The sequence below is a fragment of the Micromonospora sp. NPDC048830 genome (assembly GCF_043198215.1).
Taxonomy (GTDB): Bacteria; Actinomycetota; Actinomycetes; order Mycobacteriales; family Micromonosporaceae; genus Micromonospora.
This window is the reverse complement of sequence record NZ_JBICUP010000009.1, coordinates 23,749-41,424: the sequence shown is the minus strand read 5'-3', so window position 1 is coordinate 41,424 and position 17,676 is coordinate 23,749. Positions and strand designations below refer to the sequence as shown.

Here is a 17,676-nt window from a genome sequence, read left to right as displayed (position 1 = left end):
AGTGAGGATCCCGTGGGCGTACGATTCGAGGAACTGGCCTGGCGGGAGACCCCGATCGGGGAGATCAGCCTGCGCCGGCGGCACGACCCCGCGCTGGACCGCGAGGTGTACGAGGTCAAGCTCGACGACGAGTTCCTGATGTCCAGCCTCTTCCCGGTCGCGGAGATCGAGCTGGCCCGGCTGGGGCTGGCGCCGCTGGGCGGCGAGGCCCTCGACGTGGTGGTCGGCGGCCTCGGCCTCGGGTACACCGCCCGCACCGCACTGGAGGATCCCCGGGTGCGGTCCCTGCTGGTGGTGGAGGCGATCGAGGACGTCATCGACTGGCACCGGCGGGGCCTGCTGCCGTTCGCGGACGGGCTGGCCGCCGACCCGCGCACCCGCTTCGTCCGGGCGGACTTCTTCGCGGCGGTCCAGGACGGGACGGGCCTCGACCCGGACGAGCCGGGACGGCGCTTCCACGCGGTCCTGCTGGACGTGGACCACTCCCCCCGGCACCTGCTGCACCCCAGCCACGCGCCGTTCTACACCGCCGAGGGCCTGCGCCGGCTCGCCGACCACCTGCACCCGGACGGCGTCTTCGCGCTGTGGTCCAACGACCCGCCGGACACCGAGTTCCAGCGGGTGCTCACCGGGGTGTTCCCGACGTCGCTGGCCCACGTCGTCCGGTTCCCCAACCCGCTGCAGCGCCGCGAGTGCGCCAACACGGTCTACGTCGCCCGCCGATGAGGAAGGGCCCCTCCTCCGTGAGAGGAGGGGCCCACCCCAAGGGACGGTGGGCGCTACGCGTCGGCCAGCGCGGGGACCGGCAGGTCGTCGGCGGGGCGCGGGGCCGGCGTCGAGCGGTTGGGCAGCGACAGCCGGATGACCTTCCACCACGCGGAGGCGACCTGCCTGGGCAGGGGACCGGTGGTGTACGTCAGCCCGTACCTGGCGAACAGTGCCCGTACCTCCGGCGCGATCTCCTGGTAGCGGTTGCTCGGCAGGTCGGGGAAGAGGTGGTGCTCGATCTGGAACGACAGGTTCCCGGTCATGATGTGCAGGAGCCGGGGGCCGCTGATGTTGGCCGAGCCGAGCATCTGCCGCAGGTACCACTCGCCCCGGGTCTCCCCCTCGATGGACGTCTTCTCGAAGGTTTCCACGCCCTCCGGGAAGTGCCCGCACATGATCACCGAGTGGCTCCACAGGTTGCGGATCAGGTTGGCGGTGAACGTCGCCGCGAGGGTGCTGAGGAACGACGGGCCGGACAGCAGCGGGTGCACGACGTAGTCCTTGAGCACCTGCTTACGGATCTTGCGGCCGACCGCCCGCACCCGGGCCCGGAACTCGGGGCGCTTGTGCCGGCCGTCGCGCAGGTTCTCGCCCAGCTCCAGGTCGTACGCGGCGATGCCGTACTCGAAGAAGCAGGCGTTGATGAGGTTCCACAGCGGCTGCCCCAGGTGCACGGGGTGCCACGGCTGGTCCTCGTCGACGCGCATGATGCCGTACCCGAGGTCGTTGTCCTTGCCGAGCACGTTGGTGTACCGGTGGTGCAGCTCGTTGTGCGAGCGCTTCCACTGCTCCGGCGGGGAGACGTGGTCCCAGTCCCAGGTGGTCGAGTGGATCTTCGGGTCGCGCATCCAGTCCCACTGGCCGTGCAGGACGTTGTGGCCGATCTCCATGTTCTCCAGGATCTTGGCCACCGCGAGGCCGGCGGTGCCGACCACCCAGGCCGGCGGGAAGAGCGAGAACAGCAGCACCGCGCGACTGCCCAGCTCCAGCTTGCGCTGGGTGGAGATGACCCGACGGATGTACCTCGCGTCGCGCTCGCCCCGGCTGGCGATCACCCGTTCGCGGATGGCGTCCAGCTCCCGGCCCAGGTTCTCGATGTCCTCGGCGGTGAGGTGGGCGATCTGGTTGCCGGGCTTCTTCTGGATCGCGGTCACGCGCGGTTCTCCTGTCAGAGGTCGATGTCGCAGGTGCCGGCCGCCGCCGACACGCAGGTCTGGACGAGCACGCCGTCGCCGGGTAGGGCGGTGGTGATCTCCCCGTTGCGCAGGTCCCGGACCGCGCCCTGGCGCAGCGGCACCACGCAGCCGAAGCAGATGCCCATCCGGCACCCGGACGGCATGAGCACCCCCGCGCCCTCGCCCGCGTCGAGCAGGGCGGTGCCGCCGTCGGCCTGGACCGTCACCCCGGCCCTGGTGAACGTGACGGAGCCGCCCGCCCCGGGCGAGATCACCGTCGGCCGGAACCGCTCGGTGTGCAGCCGGCCGGCCACCCCCTGGGCGGCCCAGTGCCGCTCGACCGCGTCCAGCAGGCCGCCGGGCCCGCACGCCCAGGTCTGCCGCTCCAGATGGTCGGGCACCAGGCCGGCCAGCTCCGCCACGCCCAGCCGGCCGTCGGTGTCGGTGTGCCGTGCCACCAAACGGATCGCGCCGCGCGCGGCCAGCCCGCGCAGCTCCTCGGCGAAGATCACGTCGTCGGGGGTCGGCGCGGAGTGCACCAGCACGACGTCCGCCGCGGCGAGCGCGCCGGAGCGCAGCATCCCCATGACCGGGGTGATCCCGCTGCCGGCGGTGACGAACAGGACCCGCTCCGGGACCGCGGCGGGCAGGACGAAGTCCCCCTCGGCCTGGTCGAGCTGGACGAGGGTGCCCGGCCGGATCCGGCGGACCAGGTGGTCGCTGACCCGGCCGTCCGGGATCGCCTTCACGGTGACCGTGATCAGCCTGTCGGCGCGGCCCGGGGCCGAGGTGAGCGAGTACGTCCGCCACTGCCGCACCCCGTCGACGTCGACACCCAGGCGGGCGTACTGCCCGGGGGTGTGCCCGCGCCAGCCGCGGCCCGGCCGGATGGCCACGGTGGCCGCGTCCCGCGTCTCCGGGCGGACGTCGACGATCCGCCCGCGCAGGGCGGCCCCGGTGCGCAGCGGGGCGACCATGTCGAGGTAGTCCCCGGGCAGCACCGGCGTGGTGACCGTCTCGGCGAGCCGGAGCAGCCTGTCCCGAAGTGTGACTTTTTCGCCGGGCGGACGCGGGACGGTGGTGGTCATATGACCAGGGTGGCGGCGTTGTCGCATAACATCTTGACCGGCAAAGGTGAATAAGCCGCAGGTACTTGTTCGGGGAGAACAATTGATCACGGATCGCTCGGGCACCACCCGCCGGGCCGCCCACCTCGAACTGGACGAGCGGACCGCAACCGGACTGCGCACCGCGCTGCCCGTGGTCGCGGAGCGCACGGTCACCGCGATCACCGCCGAGGTGCCCGCCTACTCCGGCACCCTCACCGGGCAGATGCGGGACAAGATCGAGAACGCGGTACGGATCGCGCTGGGCACGTTCCTCCAGCTCCTCGAGCGCCCCCAGGGGTCCGATCCGGGCACCCCGCTCACCCCGGCGCTGGAGGCCGCGTACGCCCTGGGCAGCGGCGAGGCCCGCTCCGGCCGCAGCATGGACGCGCTGCTCGCGGCGTACCGGGTGGGGGCGCGGGTGGCGTGGCGGGAGGTCTCGGCCACGACCGTGCGCAGCGGGCTCGCCGCCGGGACGGTCGCCGAGTTCGCCGAGCTGATGTTCGCCTACATCGACGAACTGTCCGCGGCCAGCGTGGCGGGGCACGCCGACGAGCTGGCCAGCGCCGGCCGGGCCCGCCAGCGGTACCTGGAGCGGCTGACCCAGCAACTGCTGGCCGGCGAGTCCGAGGAGGTGCTGCGCCGCAGCGCCGAGCGGGCGGACTGGCCCCCGCCGCAGACCCTGACCGTGGTGCTGCTGCCCCGCAGCAACCTGCGGGCCGTGCTGGCGGCACTGAGCCCGCAGACGCTGGAGAGCGGGGAGGACATGCCGGGGGTGGACCCGGCCGAGGAGCTGGCCGTGCTGCTGGTGCCGGACATGCACGGCGGCCGGCGGCGGCAGCTCGTCCGGGTGCTGCACGGGCACCGGGCGGTGCTGGGGCCGGCCCGGCCGTGGCACCGGGTGGCCGCCTCGTACGAGCGGGCGGCCCGGGCGCTGCCGCTGGGGCTGCGCCGCGGCGACCCGGACGCGCCGCTGGACACCGAGCAGCACCTGGCGCGGCTGCTGCTGAGCATGGACCCCGACGCCCTGGCCGACCTGCGCGCGCAGGTGCTGCGGCCGCTGTCGTCGCTGCCGCCGGCCACCGCCCACCGGCTGGCCGAGACCCTGCGCTCCTGGCTGCTGCATCAGGGACGCCGCGACGACGTGGCGGCGGACCTGTTCGTGCACCCGCAGACGGTCCGGTACCGGATGGCCAAGGTGCGGGAGCTGTACGGCGACCGGCTGCACGACCCGGCGACGGTGCTGGACCTGACGCTCGCCCTGGCGGTGCTCCCGGGCCCGACACCGGCCTGACCCAGCCACCCGGCCCCGCCCGCCCCCGCCCCGCGACCCCCGCGGGACCCGAGCGTCCGCGATCTTGCACTTACGGCCCCTGGTTCGCGAACTTTGCACCATATGACCGGGCGGCGAGCTGGGAGAACGAGTCGCCGAGCACGGAGAGGATCTGCGCCGACCAGAACGTCTGGAAGCGCCGGTCGTGGCGCGACGAGCTGGATGCGGCCGGCTTTCCGGTGGCGACCGTCACGGCGCCGAGGCTAGCGGAACCGGGCCTGATCCGGGCAGCCGCCACACGTCGACCACGAAGAGTAACCATGTTTCCAACTCTTGACGCCGCGCCTCGATCTCGGCGGACGACCAGGCCGGGCCGGCGCTCAGGACGGCGTACTCGAACGGCCGGCGCGGACCGGGCCGGCTGATCCCGGCCTCGGCCAGGACGACCTCGTCGCGCTCGAACCGCCACTTCGCCGGCGTCACCCGGGCCCAGTCCGCCGCCCCGCCGTCGGCGCGTAGCTTGGTGTGGCAGACGTCGCCGTCGGCAAAGACCGGGTGCCGGTGACCTTCCAGACCTTCCCGTTGGCCTTGGCCAGCAGGTACAGCCCGCCCGCGGCGTCGGTGCCGAAGCGCAGGTCGACCCGCGTCGGGTCGCCGGGCGCGCCGGGGCCGGAGAGGTCCTGCATCCGCACCGCGTTGCCGGCGGCGTCGAACAGGGCGAGCCGGTGAATCGGGGCGAGGCCGGCGCCCCGGCGCATCTCGTTCGCCTCGGTGTAGAGGACGCGGCCGTCGACCAGGTCGCCGAAGACGTACTTGCCGCGCAGCGCGGGCAGGTCGTGCCCCCGGTAGACGAAGCCGCCGGCCACCGCGACGCCGACGTCCGAGGTGCAGTCCCAGCCGGGCGGCGGGTCGTGGTCGTACGCCGCGACGGGGTACGTGTAGCCGTACCGCTCGTCGTCGGCGGGCAGCGGCAGCAGCTTGTCGCAGGCGTTGGTGGCCGCCTTGTCGAAGACGTACGACCCCTCGCGCTCGCTCCAGCCGAAGTTGTCGCCAGCGCGCACCTCGACGATCGCCTCGACGGCGTGCTCGCCGATGTGGCCCAGGAACATCCGGCCCGTGGCCAGGTCCCAGCTGAACCGGTGCGGGTCGCGGAAGCCGACGGCGTAGATCTCGCCGAGCGCGCCGTTCCGGCCGACGAACGGGTTGGTCGGCGGGATGCCGTACCGCCCGTTGGCGGAGTCGGTGCCGCGGGGGTCGATGCGCAGCAGCTTGCCGTGCGGCATGCCCATGTGCTGCGGGTCGCCGTTGCGCACGCCCAGGCCGCCGTCGCCGACGGCCAGGTACAGCAGCCCGTAGTCGGCGTCGTCGGGCTTCGCCGTGGGGTTGAAGTTGATTTCCTGGACGCCGTGGATCGGCCCGCCGAACCCAATGCGCAGCACCTCACGATGGGTGCCGGCGAAGGTGTCGGCGGCGGGGTCGGCGGCCGTCCACTCGGTGATGACGCCGTGGTAGATGGTGCCGGACTGGGCGTAGTCGGGCACCTTCGTGGTCGCGGACGCCTGCTCGGTGTGCAGGGTGTAGATCCGGCCGTTGCTGCCGAACTTGGGGTGGAACGTGACGTAGCCGAAGCCCTGGCCGAGGCCCCGGCCGGAGAAGAACTGCGGCGCGAAGGTCGCGGCCACGTCGAGGTAGACGTGCGGCACGCCGTTCTTGACCAGGTAGAGGTTGCCGTTGAGGTCGGGCACGGCCCGGCGTCCGGAGCCGTCGGGTAGCTCCATGATCGTGTTGATCCGGGCGGTCCGCACGAGCCGCTGGTCGACCGGCGCCGGGGTGGGCGTCGACCGCGGGAAGCTGGCGTACTCGCTCAGCACCAGCCCGAGCCGGGACTGGGTGGGCATCTTGGGGACGGGATCGTAGACGGCGTCGGTGGCGGGCTCGGCGGACACGGCGACCAGGGTGGACAGGACGAGGGCTGCGGCCGTGAGCCCGGCCGCCGCCAGCACCGGCCGGCGGGTCGTCGGTGTGCGCACGCGGTTCTCCTTCTCGGTGGGACGGTGCCGAGGATAGTCACCGAACCATGTGGTGGTACTGCTTGGCGACATCGTCCGGGGAGAGGACGCTGTCGAGAAACATCAGGCCGTCCATGCGGCAGTCGCAGGGGTCGGCCTCCCGGGTGTCCTGGCGCCCAACTGCAACACCGCCAACCCCGACGACCGGCGGAGCGGATCCTGCGCGAGCACCCGGAGACGACGGCGATCGTCGCGCTCAACGACGCGATGGCCATCGGCGTGCTGTCGGCGCTGCGCGCCCGGGGCATCCCCGTGCCGGAGCGGATCTCGGTCGCCGGCTTCGACGACTACGCGGCGGCCACGGCGTCAACTACAAACTGGCCGGCCCACTCGCCGCCATCGGCATGCGCCGCCTGACCCAACTCGACACCCAGCTCGACCGTCGGCGCCGCAACGCCGAACGGATCCTCGCCGCTCTGCCCGCTGGCGGCCTGCTGCGCGAGCTGCCATACGGCGTGCAGGACAAACCGAACTACTACAACCTCGTGCTCCTCGCTACCAGCCGCGCCACCGAGGTCGCCAGAGCCTTCCAGGCTGCGGGACTGCCGCCGGACTCGATCCGATGGCGGTACCGGCCGTTCTACCACCAGCAGCTGTTCCAAACACACGCCACGAGGTGCCCGAACGCCGAACGCCTCGCCACGAACACCATCCAACTGCCCGTTCACCCCCACCCGCCCGAGGCGACGGTAGCGTGGATGGCCGACCAAGCGGCCCAAGTCGCCCGAGGGGAAACCGCAGCATGATCCGCCACTTCACCAGCTCAGCGGTCGTCTTCAACAGCGCGGGAAAGGTCCTTCTCGTCCACCACAACAAGATCGGCCTGTGGCTGTACCCGGGCGGACACGTCGACCCCAACGAAGACCCCGCCGAGGCCGCGCTGCGTGAAGTCGTCGAAGAAACCGGCATCGAAGCCGAGGTCCTCGCACCTCAGCGCTTCACCCACCCCGCCGTTCGAAGCATCCCGACGCCATTCGCGATCATCGAGATGGACATCGAAGACCGCAAAGACGGCCTGCACCGGCACATCGACTTCGTCTACATCTGCCGAACCACCAGCGACACCCTCGATGCTCACCTCGAGGAGGTATCCAACGTCGCCTGGTTTGACATCGCCGACGTCGCAGAACTACCCACCCCGAAGGAACTGCCATCGCTGATCGCCGAAGCATCCCGGGCAACAGCACAACTCGTCTAGGCCACAGCTCATAGCGCCCGTCGAGGGACTCGCCGCCGCCCGCCCTTCGCTATTCCCAGGAGCGAGCCGGAAGATCCGAGCTCCGGCCCGCTCCGCATCAGTGACCACCGTGAAGTCGCGGACGTCGCGTGCGCTGACGAAGCTGCGCGGCCTGCTCGACCGCGAGGCTCCGCCGGCACAGGCCGGGGCCCGGCTCTCCTGGGAGAGCCGGGCCCCGGTGGTGCGTCGGTCGGTCAGTCGGTGCAGGACGGCAGGTCGAAGTGCCCCGGGGTGCCCGGGAAGGCCACCCCGGCGCCCTGGTCCTTGTTGTCCCGCGGGTAGACGTACGACAGCTCCAGGAAGGCCGAGGTTCCGGCCGTGGTCACGTCGGACGGGCTGCGACCCGCGCCGGTGGCCCAGGCCAGCCTGGTCAGGAAGTCCTGCATCTCCGGGCTGTGCTGCCGGATGTCGTTGAACCCGCCGTAGGCCGCGTTGCAGTGGGTGAACATGTTGTACGCGCCGTTCCAGTCGAACATCCGGTCGCCGTTGTTCGGCCCGTTCGCCGCCACGTCACCCTGCATCACGTCCCGGTCCCAGCCGCCGTACATCCAGTCGGTGCCGTGGTGGTGCTGGTTGTCGGCCACGACGTCGTTGTCCAGGCCCGTCATCTCGAACCAGCGGCACGGGTCGACCGTGCCCTCCGCCAGGTCCACCGGCCAGGCCCCGGCCGCGCAGTTGTCCGGGTAGGAACCGCGCGGACGGAAGTCCAGCAGGTCGGAACTCAGCACCGCGGTCACGGCCGGGCCGCCGGTCGCCCCGGCACCGCCGAACAGGTGGTCGACGTACTGGTCGTGGTCGCCCCGGGCGGCGGCGCTGAAGACGCCGTCCACCTGGCACTGCGGGTTGGCCGCGTCGAGCACCGGGTCGCAGCCCTTGCCGCCCCACAGCACGTCCGACCCCTCCGACCCGAACAGCTGGTCGCCCCCGCTGTCGCCGTTGGCGACGTCGTCACCGAAGCCGGCGTGGATGTTGTCGGCCCCGGCGCCACCGCGGATCCAGTCGCCCGCCCCGGCGGTCAGCCCGGCGTGCGGCATGGGCGCCGAGGTGGAGCCGCCGATCCAGGCGTCGCCGTCGGTGTCGTGCAGCAGGTCGACCCGCCGGTCGTAGTCGCCGGCCCGGAACCCGGTGAACGTCTCCTGCGGCACCGACGACAGCGTGGTGGTGAAGCCCAGCGCCGCCACGTCGTCGGCGTTGAGGTACTGGTTCATCACCCCACCCCGGTCACCGAGGATGGCGTCGGCGCCGTCGTCGCCGTACAGGGTGTCCGCACCCAGCTCGCCGAACAGGTCGTCGTCGCCGTCGCCGCCCCGGATCGTGTCGTCGCCGTCCTGGCCCCAGACGCCGTCGTTGCCGGCGTCGCCGTAGAGCTGGTCGGCACCGAAGGCGCCGGTCGGCTCGCAGGTGGGCTGGGCGGTCGTGCAGAACCGGGTGGACGGGCCGGGCAGCGCCGGGTCGTGGGTGCGGACCCGGGTCGCGTCGGCCGGCACCGCGCCGGTCGGGTACCGCTCGGTGTAGACCTTCTCGGCCTGGCCGCCGTTCACCGTGGTCACGGTGCGCAGCAGCGAGCCGTTGTCGCCGAGGACCACGTCGTCGGCGCCGTTGCCCTCCACCACGTCCCCGGTGTCCCGGAAGCCGGCGGCCGAGCTGCCGCCGATCAGGTCGTCCTGCCCGGCCGGCGCGCCGGTCCCGACCAGGTCGGTTGCGGCCGACGGGTCACCCGGCCAGCCCGGGTCGGGCAGCGCCGTGACCGTGGTGCGTCCGGCCGCCGTCAGGGCGTTGTCGCCGCGGAGGACGTCCGCGCCGCCGTTGCCCTCGGCGTAGTCGCCGTCGCCGTCACCGGCCAGGGCGTCGTCGCCCTCCTGACCCCAGAGGGCGTCGACCCCGTCGCCGCCGCTGATCCGGTCGGCGCCGTACCGGCCGGCGACGACCGCCGCCCGGTCCAGCAGCACCACGATCCGCGGGCCGAACGGGCTGCCGTCGGCGGCGAGCCGGACGGTCGCCGGGGTCGGCTGCTCACCGGGCAGCGGGCGCAGCACCGCGCCGTTGTCGCCGATGACCGCGTCGGACCCGGGTCCGCCGAAGACGGCGTCCGCCGTGTCCGGCTGGCCCGTCGTGGTCGCGCCGCTGCCGTCGTACGCGGTGCTGGAGCCGCCGACCAGGTCGTCGTCGCCCGCGTCGCCCTCGACCCAGTCGGAGCCCGGGCCGCCCTCGGCGAAGTCGGCGCCACCGCCGGCCCGCACCCGGTCCGGTCCGCTCTGGCCGAAGACCACGTCGTCGCCGTCCCCGCCGGAGATCAGGTCGCCGCCGCTGGTGCCGGCCACGGGGGCGAACCCGAGGTCGAGCAGGGTGACCTTGCGCTGCGGGCCGCTGCGGCCCTGGGTCACCCGGGTGGCGTCGGTGGTGGCCGGCGCGAACCGGCCGTTGTCCCCGGCGATCAGGTCGGCGTCGGCGTCGCCGTGGAGCTCGTCGCCGGTGTCCGGCCGGCCGACGCCGGCGGCGGGCTCCTGCCCGGAGCCGCCGACGATCTCGTCCCGGCCGAGGTCGCCGTGGACCAGGTCGGCGCCGTTGTTGCCCTCGAGCTGGTCGTCCCCGGCGTCGCCGTTGATCCGGTCGTCGCCCAGGCCGCCGTAGACGAGGTCGCCGTCCCCGCCGCCGGAGATCACGTCCCCGGCGCCGGCGCCGGCCGCGTCGCCGGCCAGGTCCAGCGGGTACGGGCCGACGTCACCGATGCGCGGGGTGCCGTTGTCGCCGACGATCCGGTCCACGCCGTCCTCGCCGTAGAGGAAGTCCCGCCCGTCGGCGGCGCCGGCGGCGCGCCCGCCGCCGTACAGCACGTCGCTGTCGGGGCCGCCGGAGACCTGGTCGCCGCCGGAGTTGCCCTCGGCGGTGTCGGCGCCCGGGCCGCCGTAGAGGCCGTCGTCGCCGGTGTTGCCGAAGAGCAGGTCGTCGCCGTCGTCGCCGTGCAGCTGGTCGACGCCGTTGCCGCCCCAGGCCCGGTCGGTCCCGCCACCCAGGTGCAGGGTGTCGTCGCCGAGCTGGCCGCAGGCGCGGTCGTCGCCGCCCCCGAGGTCGGCCCGGTCGTCGCCGCCGCCCGCGGTGACGACCTCGGTCCCGGCGCCGCCGAGGATGAGGTCGGCCGCGCCCTGGTCGGCCGGGGCCGGCTGGGCGTCGGCGAGGGTGGCGTCGGCGCACGCCTCGGCGGGCAGGTACCGGTCGCCGAAGACGGTCGACCCGCCGTCGCCGCCGATCACGTGGTCGCTGCCGAGGCCGCCGACGAGCAGCTTGGTCTGCGACTGCGTGTTCGCCGGCAGCGGCTCGTGGACGACCTCGCGGAACGGGCCGTAGCCGTCCGAGCCGTCCGGCTCGCCGACCTGGGAGGGCTCCGCGATCACGTAGTCCTCGTCGGGCCCGCCGAACAGTTGGTCGGTGCCGTAGCCGCCGACCAGCACGTCGTTGCCGCCGTAGCCGTAGACGCGGCCGGTCTGACCGTTGGCCGAGTGCGACACGACCAGGTCCACTCCGGCGCTGCCGTGCACGGTGTCCTGACCGGCGCCGGTGTCGACCTGGTTGACCAGCCCGTCCACGGCGTCGCCGCTGCCGGGCTGGTCCGCGTCGGCGGGGACGTCGGTGTCGTACGTGTGGATCGTGTCGTCGCCCTTACCTCCGTTGATCGTGTCCGCGCCGGGCCCGCCGACCAGCGTGTTCCCGCCGTTGGGCCGGTTGTCGACGACCACGCCGAGCGCGTCGTCGCCGCCGTTGCCGTAGACGGTGCTGGTGCCGTGGCCGACGGTCACGTTGTCGTCCGCGCCGTCGTGGCCGCCGTTCGGGGCGGTCAGCGTGGTCCAGTCCACCAGCCCGTTGAGGGTCTTGTCGCCAGCCCCGGTGTGCACGGTGGTGGCGCCCCGGTCGGTGCCGCCGAGGCCGCTGTCACCGGCGACCACGTTGTCGCCGTCGCCGGTGGTGATGCTGTCCTGTCCGGGGCCACCGGCGACCCGGCTGACCACGCCGGCCGCCTCGGCAGTGACGATCACGTCGTCGCCGCCGCGCCCGTCGACGTACGCCGGTCCGGTCCCGGTGCGGATCCGGTCCTTGCCGTCGGAGCCGAGCACCACCGCGGTCTTGTCGAACGCGGAGGTCTTCGTGCCGTCGCCGCTGGTGTCGCCGTCGCCGACCAGCAGCACCGACAGGGACGTCTTGTCCGGGTCGGCGACCTCGTAGCCGCGCCCGTCGACGACCACCCGGGTCAGGTTCGGGTCGAGGAACTCCTGCCGCCGGCCCAGGGCCTCGACCGCGAAGCCGTCGAAGTCGTCCGTGGCGCCCTCGGTGCCCGCGTCGGCGTAGTGCAGCGCGTACACCTTGACTATGTCACCGGCGTAGGTGCCGGCGCCGTTGTCCCACGCCTTGTCGCCGCGCTGGTCCTTGGTGCCGAACTTGCCGGCGAAGACGACCAGCGTGTCCCCGGCGGTGCCGGCGAGTTCCGGTGGCGGCGGGGAGCAGTCCGGTTGCGCCCGGAAGTCGAGCAGGGTCGCGTCGACCAGGGTGAAGTTGAACTTCTTCTTGAACAGGAACAGGTTGATGGTGACGTAGACCCGCAGGAAGACCGAGAGCCGCCCGCTGGTGGTGAACAGGCAGATCGGGTTGGTCAGCAGCGCCTGGAGGAACTCGCTGGTGCGGAACTTCCCGTCGTTGTTCGGGTCGTTCCAGCTGAAGCCGACGGTGAGCTGGATGCCGCCCTCGATGCCGACCTTGACGATCAGCACGCTCACCTCGGCCCCGGCGGCGATCTCACCGCGCAGGGTGACCACCGGTACGGCCTTGCCGCTGCTGTCGGCGGTCTTGAAGTACAACCCGTCGAGCAGGCTGACGGCGTCCAGTTCGGTGCCGTCGGTGGCCGCCTCGACGGCGTGCCGGATGCCGGCGGTGTCCAGGCCGGCGATGAACCGGGCGGTCACCGAGGCGCTGCCGGACAGCGTGACGAACACCGGCGGCGGGGCGTAGACCGGGCCGAACGACTGCCGCCAGCTGAAGCCCAGCTCCAGCGGACCCGAGTCGAAGCTGATCAGCTCGACGTCCTGGCCCAGCAGCAGGCCGAACAGCGACCCCGGGTTGTCGAAGATCGGGAAGCTGAAGCCGGTCTTCTGGGCGTTGCTCTTGCCGTCGGCGGCCGGGGTGAACAGCTTCTCGCCGTCGTCACCCGCGGCGGTGTCGACGTCCGCCTTCACCTGCCCCGCGGAGGCCGGATTGTACTCGGAGGTGCGGTCGATCAGGCTCTCGGCCGAGGCCGGCGACACCTCCGTGGTCAGCGCCTTGGCGCTGTCCATCTTGAACCCGCCCAGCGGGATGGAGCAGCCGGAGTCGCAGTCGGGTATCCGGTTGATGAAGGTGACCACGGCGCGGACGGTGTCGATGAAGTCGAGCTTCGGCCCGCCGTTGAGGGTGCTGAAGGTCTTGGCGAGCCAGACCAGGGTGATGTCGGGGCCGCCGGTGGCCTTCGACAGGTCCGACAGCACCGGGATCGGCGCGTACAGGGTGTCGATGACCGGTTGCAGCGGGCCGGTGACCGCCTTGAGCTTCTCCACCACCGGCTTGAGGATCTTGCTGAAGAAGGCGCCGGCGTCCAGGGCGATGTCGGTGAAGGTCACCTTCAGCGGCGTGGTGACGCCGTCGCCCGTGGCGGTGAGTGCGCCCCGCTTGTGCTTCAGGCCCCACTGCAGGCCGAAGGTGGCGCTGATGCCGGGCAGCGCGGAGTCCTCGCCGCCGGTGTCGACGGCCGCCGCCAGCCTCCAGTCGATCTTGACCTCGGCGGTGAGGTCGGTGGCGAGCAGCGAGCCCAGGTCGGCGAACTCGGCGAGGGTGAGCCGGTCGTCGGAGTTGGCGGTGCAGTCGGCGGTGACGGTGGGGTCGAAGCAGCTCTTCTCCCCCGGCGAGCCCTTCAGGTCGATGCCGAAGTACGCCTTCACCAGCGGGTCGGTCGTCCGCTTCGTCGCCTTCACCTGGATGAAGGCGAGCTGGGCGGCGAGGTCGCCGGTCATGTCGAACTGGGCGCCGACCTGCACCTCGGGCGAGGTGTCACCGTCGTGGGTGGGGACGTAGAAGCCCTCGTCCCGGTCCAGGACCAGGTCCAGGTGCAGCTTCCAGCCCAGCTTGGCCTGGATGCCGTCCGGGGCGCCCTTCTTCGCCTTCAGCGACAGGCCGGGGATGCCCAGGTCGAGCGGCACGTTGTGTTTGAGGCACTCGTCGGACGCGCTGGCGTCCTTGCAGCCGTCGGCGGCGGACGGCGCACCCTTGGAGTTGGTGAGCTTGATCCGGATCGCCTGGAAGTCCTCGGGCGCGCAGGGCGCCGTCACGCCGCTGCGGCAGCTGACCACCGCGCTCACGCCTGGGTCCAGGTCGGCGAGCACCTCGTTGAGGGCCGCCTGCACGCCCGCGCTGTCGAGCGTGGCGTTGGCCAGCACCGGGCCGATCGCGGCCTTGATGTCCTCGCGCAGCTGCGCGACGAACCGCTGGCCCTGCTGCAGGTCGTCGCCGACCAGGGGCAGCTTGCCGTCGAAGCTGGCCAGCCGCAGCGCCTCCTCGATCTTGGCCAGGTACCCGTCGATGCCCACGTTGAAGTCGGTGAGCTTGAGCGACAGGTTGGCGAAGCAGGAGTCGAGGTTGGGGGTGCCGGCCGTGGGCGTCAGGTCCAGGCCGACGGTGAAGGTGAGCAGGTTGGTGTCGTCGTCCGGGTCGCAGTTGTTGACGAACAGCGGCGCCTTCGCGCACAGCGGCACGTTCGCGCCACCGATCCCGCCGCCGCAGTCGACGCCGGCGGTCGTGAACTTCGGCGTCAGCCCGAGCAGGCCGGTGATCGGCCCGTCCTCGGTCAGCCCGTCGAGGCCGACGCTCAGGTTGGCCTTCACGGTGGCGAAGTCGGGGTCCTTGCCGAGGTCGAGGGCGAGCGGCCCGACCCGCGCGGCGATCGCCGCGTCGGTGACCCCGCCCGCGACGGTGACGCTGGCCGACGAGCTGTGGTCCAGCAGCGGCGCGGCGTTCAGTCGCAGGGGCAGCAGCAGGCCGAGCTGGGCCCGGGCGTCGACGTCGACCGCGAAGGTGCCGGAGCTGTCCAGGGTGATCAGTTCGCGGTGGGCGTCCCAGGCGAAGTTGAGCGGGCCGCCGGTGTGGAACTTGCGCTTCCAGTCCAGCCCGAGCCGCAGGAACGGCCCGCCCTCGCGCTGGTCCAGGGTGAAGCTGATCCCGCTGTCCTCGCCGATGGCCTCGTTGAGCTTGTCGAGGGCGTCCTGGAGGGTGTCCGGGGGCGAGGCCAGCAGCTTGTCCAGCGCGTCGGCCAGCTCCGGGCGCAGGGCGTACGCGCTGCCGTCGGCCGGCTTCGGCGTACCGGCCGCCTCCACCCGCAGGGTCCGCCCGTCGATCCTGTTCAGCACCCGGTACGCCTGGCTGCCGATCACGACGGTCCGGCCCTCCAGCCGGGTGTCGAAGCCGGAGTCGCCGTCGCGGGAGGCGTCCTTGAGCAGGAAGTTCGCCCCGTCGGCGACGAACGTGACGTCCTTGCCGACGCCGCTCTCGTCGCCGCCGAGCAGCTGCCGCGCGGAGCGGCCGAGCAGCGGGATCTCCTTGTCCAGCGGGCCGCTGCCGCCGGGCTGGGACAGCGCGACGTTGATCAGCCGCAGCGCCTCGACGACCACCGCGAAGAGCGCCTTCGGGTCGTCGGGGTTGAAGTCGACGGCGAACAGCTCGGACAGCGCCGAGGTGTCGACCACCGGCTGCCCACCGGCCGTCCAGCTCACGTCGACGCCGATGCCCGTACCGAGGGCGCCGGTGGCGCCGGGCACGCTGACCGTGACCCGGCCGGTGGTCTTCACCGACGACGACACGGCCAGGAGGTTCCCCGGGTCGGACTTCAACCGTTGGAAGAGCGTGCCGAGGCTGATGTCCTGTGCCTGCTTGAAGCTGACCTGGAGCATCCGCTTGTCGGCGGCGGCCGGCCCGACGGCGAGGTTGCCGGCGAGCTTGACCTTGAGGAAGCCGGCGGTGGCGAAGAAGTCCACCCCGGTGGTGATCGGGAAGTCGGCGGCGAACAGCGGCGTCGCCGGGTCGGTGCGCAGCAGCACCCGGTCGACGTTGGCCTTCGGGTCGGTGATGCCGTCGCGCAGGTCGAGCACGAGCGTGACGGCCGCGCTGTAGCGGGGCTTCACCTTGGCGAAGCTGGCCTGCGCGTTCGCCGTCCGCAGGCCGACCTTCTTGTCGCCGCCCACCGGCTTGGTGAGCGTGCCGGCCAGCTCGACGGCGCCGATGTTCGGGCTGGAGCCGCTGATCACCCAGACGCTGTCGTTCGGCGGCTGCCCGCCAATCCAGTCCTCGGTGAGGGTGACGGAGTTCGCGGTGTTGGCGGCGACGGTGCCGGCGGAGGTGCCGGCCACCACCCGCTGGCCGACCAGCGCGCCGGGCGTGAAGCGGTCACCGCTGACGCTGAAGCCCTTGGCGGTGAAGGTCGCCCCGCGCCCGGACAACTCCGCGGCGGCCGGGTCGAGCGGCACCTCCACGGTGGACTCCCGCTCCAGCCTGACCCGGAACACCAGCTTGTCGTCGGCGAAGGAGAGGTTGTCCACCGGCAGCCCCTCGGCCGCGAGCAGGGCGAGCAGCTGCTGGATCGAGCTGAACTTCGGCTGCCCGGCCAGGGCCGGGTCGTCGGTGCTCGGGTCGAACTGCGGGTCGTCCGGCCGCGGGTGGACGTACTCGCGGAGGAAGCCGGTGAGCTTCTCGTTGACCTGCACCGCGTCGGCGAACGTGCCGCGCAGGAAGGGCAGGTTGAGGTTGCCGGCCGGGCCGCTCTGCTGCACGCCGCTGAGCAGGGTGGCGAGCTGGGCGAGCCCGGAGGCCAGGTCCAGCGGGCTCATGTTGCGGAACTTGGCGATCGTCTCGTCCAGCCCGGTGGTGGTCACCGTGGGGGTGCCGACGGAGATGTCGTTCCAGTCGACGTTCACGGTCGCCGCCACGGCGGGCAGGGCGAAGGGCGCGCCGGAGACGGCCGCGCCGAGCTTGATCACGCCGTGCACCGAGCCGGGGCCGGGCTCCGTCTCCGTGTCGGAGATCTTCCCGCCGGCGGAGTTGTCGAGGGCCACCTGCACGAGCCCGGCGAGGGAGCCGGCGGCGCCGAGCTCGCCGGTGTTCGCGCCGGCGGTCGTGTCGAAGGCCAGCCGGCCGTCGCCGTTGGGGTCGGTCAGGGTGACCTTGAGGTGGGTACGCGCGGTGAGGGTGCTGCCGGCGGTCAGTGTGACCCCGAGGATGCCGACCGAGGCGGTGGCCTGGTCGAGGTCGGCGCGCAGCCGCGCCGCCGCGTCGATGTCGATGCGCGGGGTGTCCCCGTCACGCACCAGGTAGGTCTCCCCCGACGCGGTGTGCCGCGCCCGCAGGTGCAGGGTGGCCCAGCCGGTCACGCTGACGGCCTTGTCCAGCGTCACCCCGGCCAGCGTGAGGTCCTTGTCGACCACCTCGCGCTTCGTGGTCAGCAGCACGTCCAGCAGGTGGTCCCCGCCGCTGGTGCTGACCGAGCTGGTGAGGCGGGTGCCGCCGCCCAGGTCGACGTCGTCCTTGGTCAGGCCGTCGGCCAGCGCGTCGGACGCCTTCTTCGTCAGCTTGTCCGCGTCGACGAGCGCGCCCGGGCTGACCCCGAGCAGCGGCAGCGGCTGGCCGAGCAGCCCGACCTGGGACAGGCCCCCGTCGGCCCAGGTCGCGGTGCGGGACATCAGGGTCTTGAGCGCGGTCTCCCACGCCTCGTCGGCGTGGGCGGGCGCCGCCGTCCACACCAGAGCCATCGTGGCGGTCATCACCGCCGCGACAGCTGCGGCGAGCAGCCGTCGTAGAGCCACCATGAGCCACCTCGTTCCTCGATGGCCGTCGACGACGGCGCGGGGGTCGGCGACAGCACATCGACCGCGACCACCGTCCACAACGACTGTGTCAGCATCGTGACAGGGCGTCAGACCGAACGGCTCGCGCGGCCGACCGGGTGGTCAGTCAGGCCTGTGCTCGCGGACCGGAGACCCCTACC

At 72.6% G+C, this 17,676-nt stretch carries 11 protein-coding genes; 5 read left to right on the top strand and 6 right to left on the bottom strand.

The genetic code is table 11. From position 1 onward, the window contains the following. Positions 1 to 12 precede the first annotated feature (12 nt). On the top strand, positions 13 to 726 hold the full coding sequence (locus tag ACGFIZ_RS11055; RefSeq protein WP_393418056.1) for a spermidine synthase: 714 nt from the start codon (positions 13 to 15) through the stop codon (positions 724 to 726). A 53-nt stretch (positions 727 to 779) separates the two neighbouring features. Here ACGFIZ_RS11055 and ACGFIZ_RS11050 read toward each other — a convergent pair whose 3' ends face one another. After that, positions 780 to 1,922, bottom strand: a complete 1,143-nt coding sequence (locus ACGFIZ_RS11050; RefSeq protein ID WP_393418054.1) for a fatty acid desaturase family protein — start codon at positions 1,920 to 1,922, stop codon at positions 780 to 782. Between the two features lie 14 nt (positions 1,923 to 1,936). Next, entirely contained in the window at positions 1,937 to 3,031 is a 1,095-nt protein-coding gene (locus ACGFIZ_RS11045) for a ferredoxin reductase (RefSeq protein WP_393418052.1), read from the bottom strand. 85 nt (positions 3,032 to 3,116) lie between these two features. Here ACGFIZ_RS11045 and ACGFIZ_RS11040 point away from each other — a divergent pair, with 85 nt between their 5' ends. Continuing rightward, entirely contained in the window at positions 3,117 to 4,343 is a 1,227-nt protein-coding gene (locus ACGFIZ_RS11040; RefSeq protein WP_393418270.1) for a PucR family transcriptional regulator, read from the top strand. Positions 4,344 to 4,413: 70 nt separating this feature from the next. Here ACGFIZ_RS11040 and ACGFIZ_RS11035 read toward each other — a convergent pair whose 3' ends face one another. From ACGFIZ_RS11035 to ACGFIZ_RS11025, 3 genes are read right to left on the bottom strand one after another with little or no spacing between them, the layout of a single operon-like run. Further along, positions 4,414 to 4,575 carry a hypothetical protein gene (locus tag ACGFIZ_RS11035; RefSeq protein WP_393418050.1) on the bottom strand — a complete coding sequence of 54 codons (162 nt, stop codon included), beginning with the start codon at positions 4,573 to 4,575 and terminating at the stop codon, positions 4,414 to 4,416. After that, positions 4,572 to 4,805, bottom strand: coding sequence for a hypothetical protein (locus tag ACGFIZ_RS11030; protein ID WP_393418048.1), 234 nt, complete (start codon positions 4,803 to 4,805; stop codon positions 4,572 to 4,574). Before ACGFIZ_RS11030 ends, ACGFIZ_RS11035 begins: the two co-directional genes overlap by 4 nt. Further along, entirely contained in the window at positions 4,802 to 6,352 is a 1,551-nt protein-coding gene (locus tag ACGFIZ_RS11025) for a PQQ-dependent sugar dehydrogenase (protein WP_393418045.1), read from the bottom strand. The genes ACGFIZ_RS11030 and ACGFIZ_RS11025 overlap by 4 nt, the downstream gene beginning before the upstream one ends. A gap of 246 nt (positions 6,353 to 6,598) precedes the next feature. Between ACGFIZ_RS11025 and ACGFIZ_RS11020 the strand changes: the two genes are divergently transcribed. The 3 genes from ACGFIZ_RS11020 to ACGFIZ_RS11010 are packed head-to-tail and all read left to right on the top strand — an operon-like array spanning position 6,599 to position 7,589. After that, a complete protein-coding gene (locus ACGFIZ_RS11020) occupies positions 6,599 to 6,748 on the top strand; it encodes a substrate-binding domain-containing protein (RefSeq protein WP_393418043.1) in 150 nt (49 codons plus the stop codon). After that, on the top strand, positions 6,736 to 7,137 hold the full coding sequence (locus ACGFIZ_RS11015) for a DegT/DnrJ/EryC1/StrS family aminotransferase (protein ID WP_393418041.1): 402 nt from the start codon (positions 6,736 to 6,738) through the stop codon (positions 7,135 to 7,137). The genes ACGFIZ_RS11020 and ACGFIZ_RS11015 overlap by 13 nt, the downstream gene beginning before the upstream one ends. Further along, a complete protein-coding gene (locus ACGFIZ_RS11010; RefSeq protein WP_393418039.1) occupies positions 7,134 to 7,589 on the top strand; it encodes an NUDIX hydrolase in 456 nt (151 codons plus the stop codon). The genes ACGFIZ_RS11015 and ACGFIZ_RS11010 overlap by 4 nt, the downstream gene beginning before the upstream one ends. Before the next feature lie 233 nt (positions 7,590 to 7,822). On the opposite strand, the gene ACGFIZ_RS11005 is transcribed toward ACGFIZ_RS11010, so the two are convergent. Further along, positions 7,823 to 17,497 (bottom strand): hypothetical protein, encoded by a 9,675-nt coding sequence (locus ACGFIZ_RS11005; protein WP_393418037.1) that lies wholly within the window; start codon positions 17,495 to 17,497, stop codon positions 7,823 to 7,825. Between the last annotated feature and the right edge of the window lie 179 nt (positions 17,498 to 17,676).

Excerpts from the sequence above, each read along its gene's own strand:
- ACGFIZ_RS11045 (WP_393418052.1), bottom strand. The coding sequence starts at position 3,031 with ATGACCACCACCGTCCCGCGTCCGCCCGGCGAAAAAGTCACACTTCGG.
- ACGFIZ_RS11020 (WP_393418043.1), top strand. The coding sequence starts at position 6,599 with ATGGCCATCGGCGTGCTGTCGGCGCTGCGCGCCCGGGGCATCCCCGTG.
- ACGFIZ_RS11015 (WP_393418041.1), top strand. The coding sequence starts at position 6,736 with ATGCGCCGCCTGACCCAACTCGACACCCAGCTCGACCGTCGGCGCCGC.
- ACGFIZ_RS11010 (WP_393418039.1), top strand. The coding sequence starts at position 7,134 with ATGATCCGCCACTTCACCAGCTCAGCGGTCGTCTTCAACAGCGCGGGA.
- ACGFIZ_RS11005 (WP_393418037.1), bottom strand. The coding sequence starts at position 17,497 with ATGGTGGCTCTACGACGGCTGCTCGCCGCAGCTGTCGCGGCGGTGATG.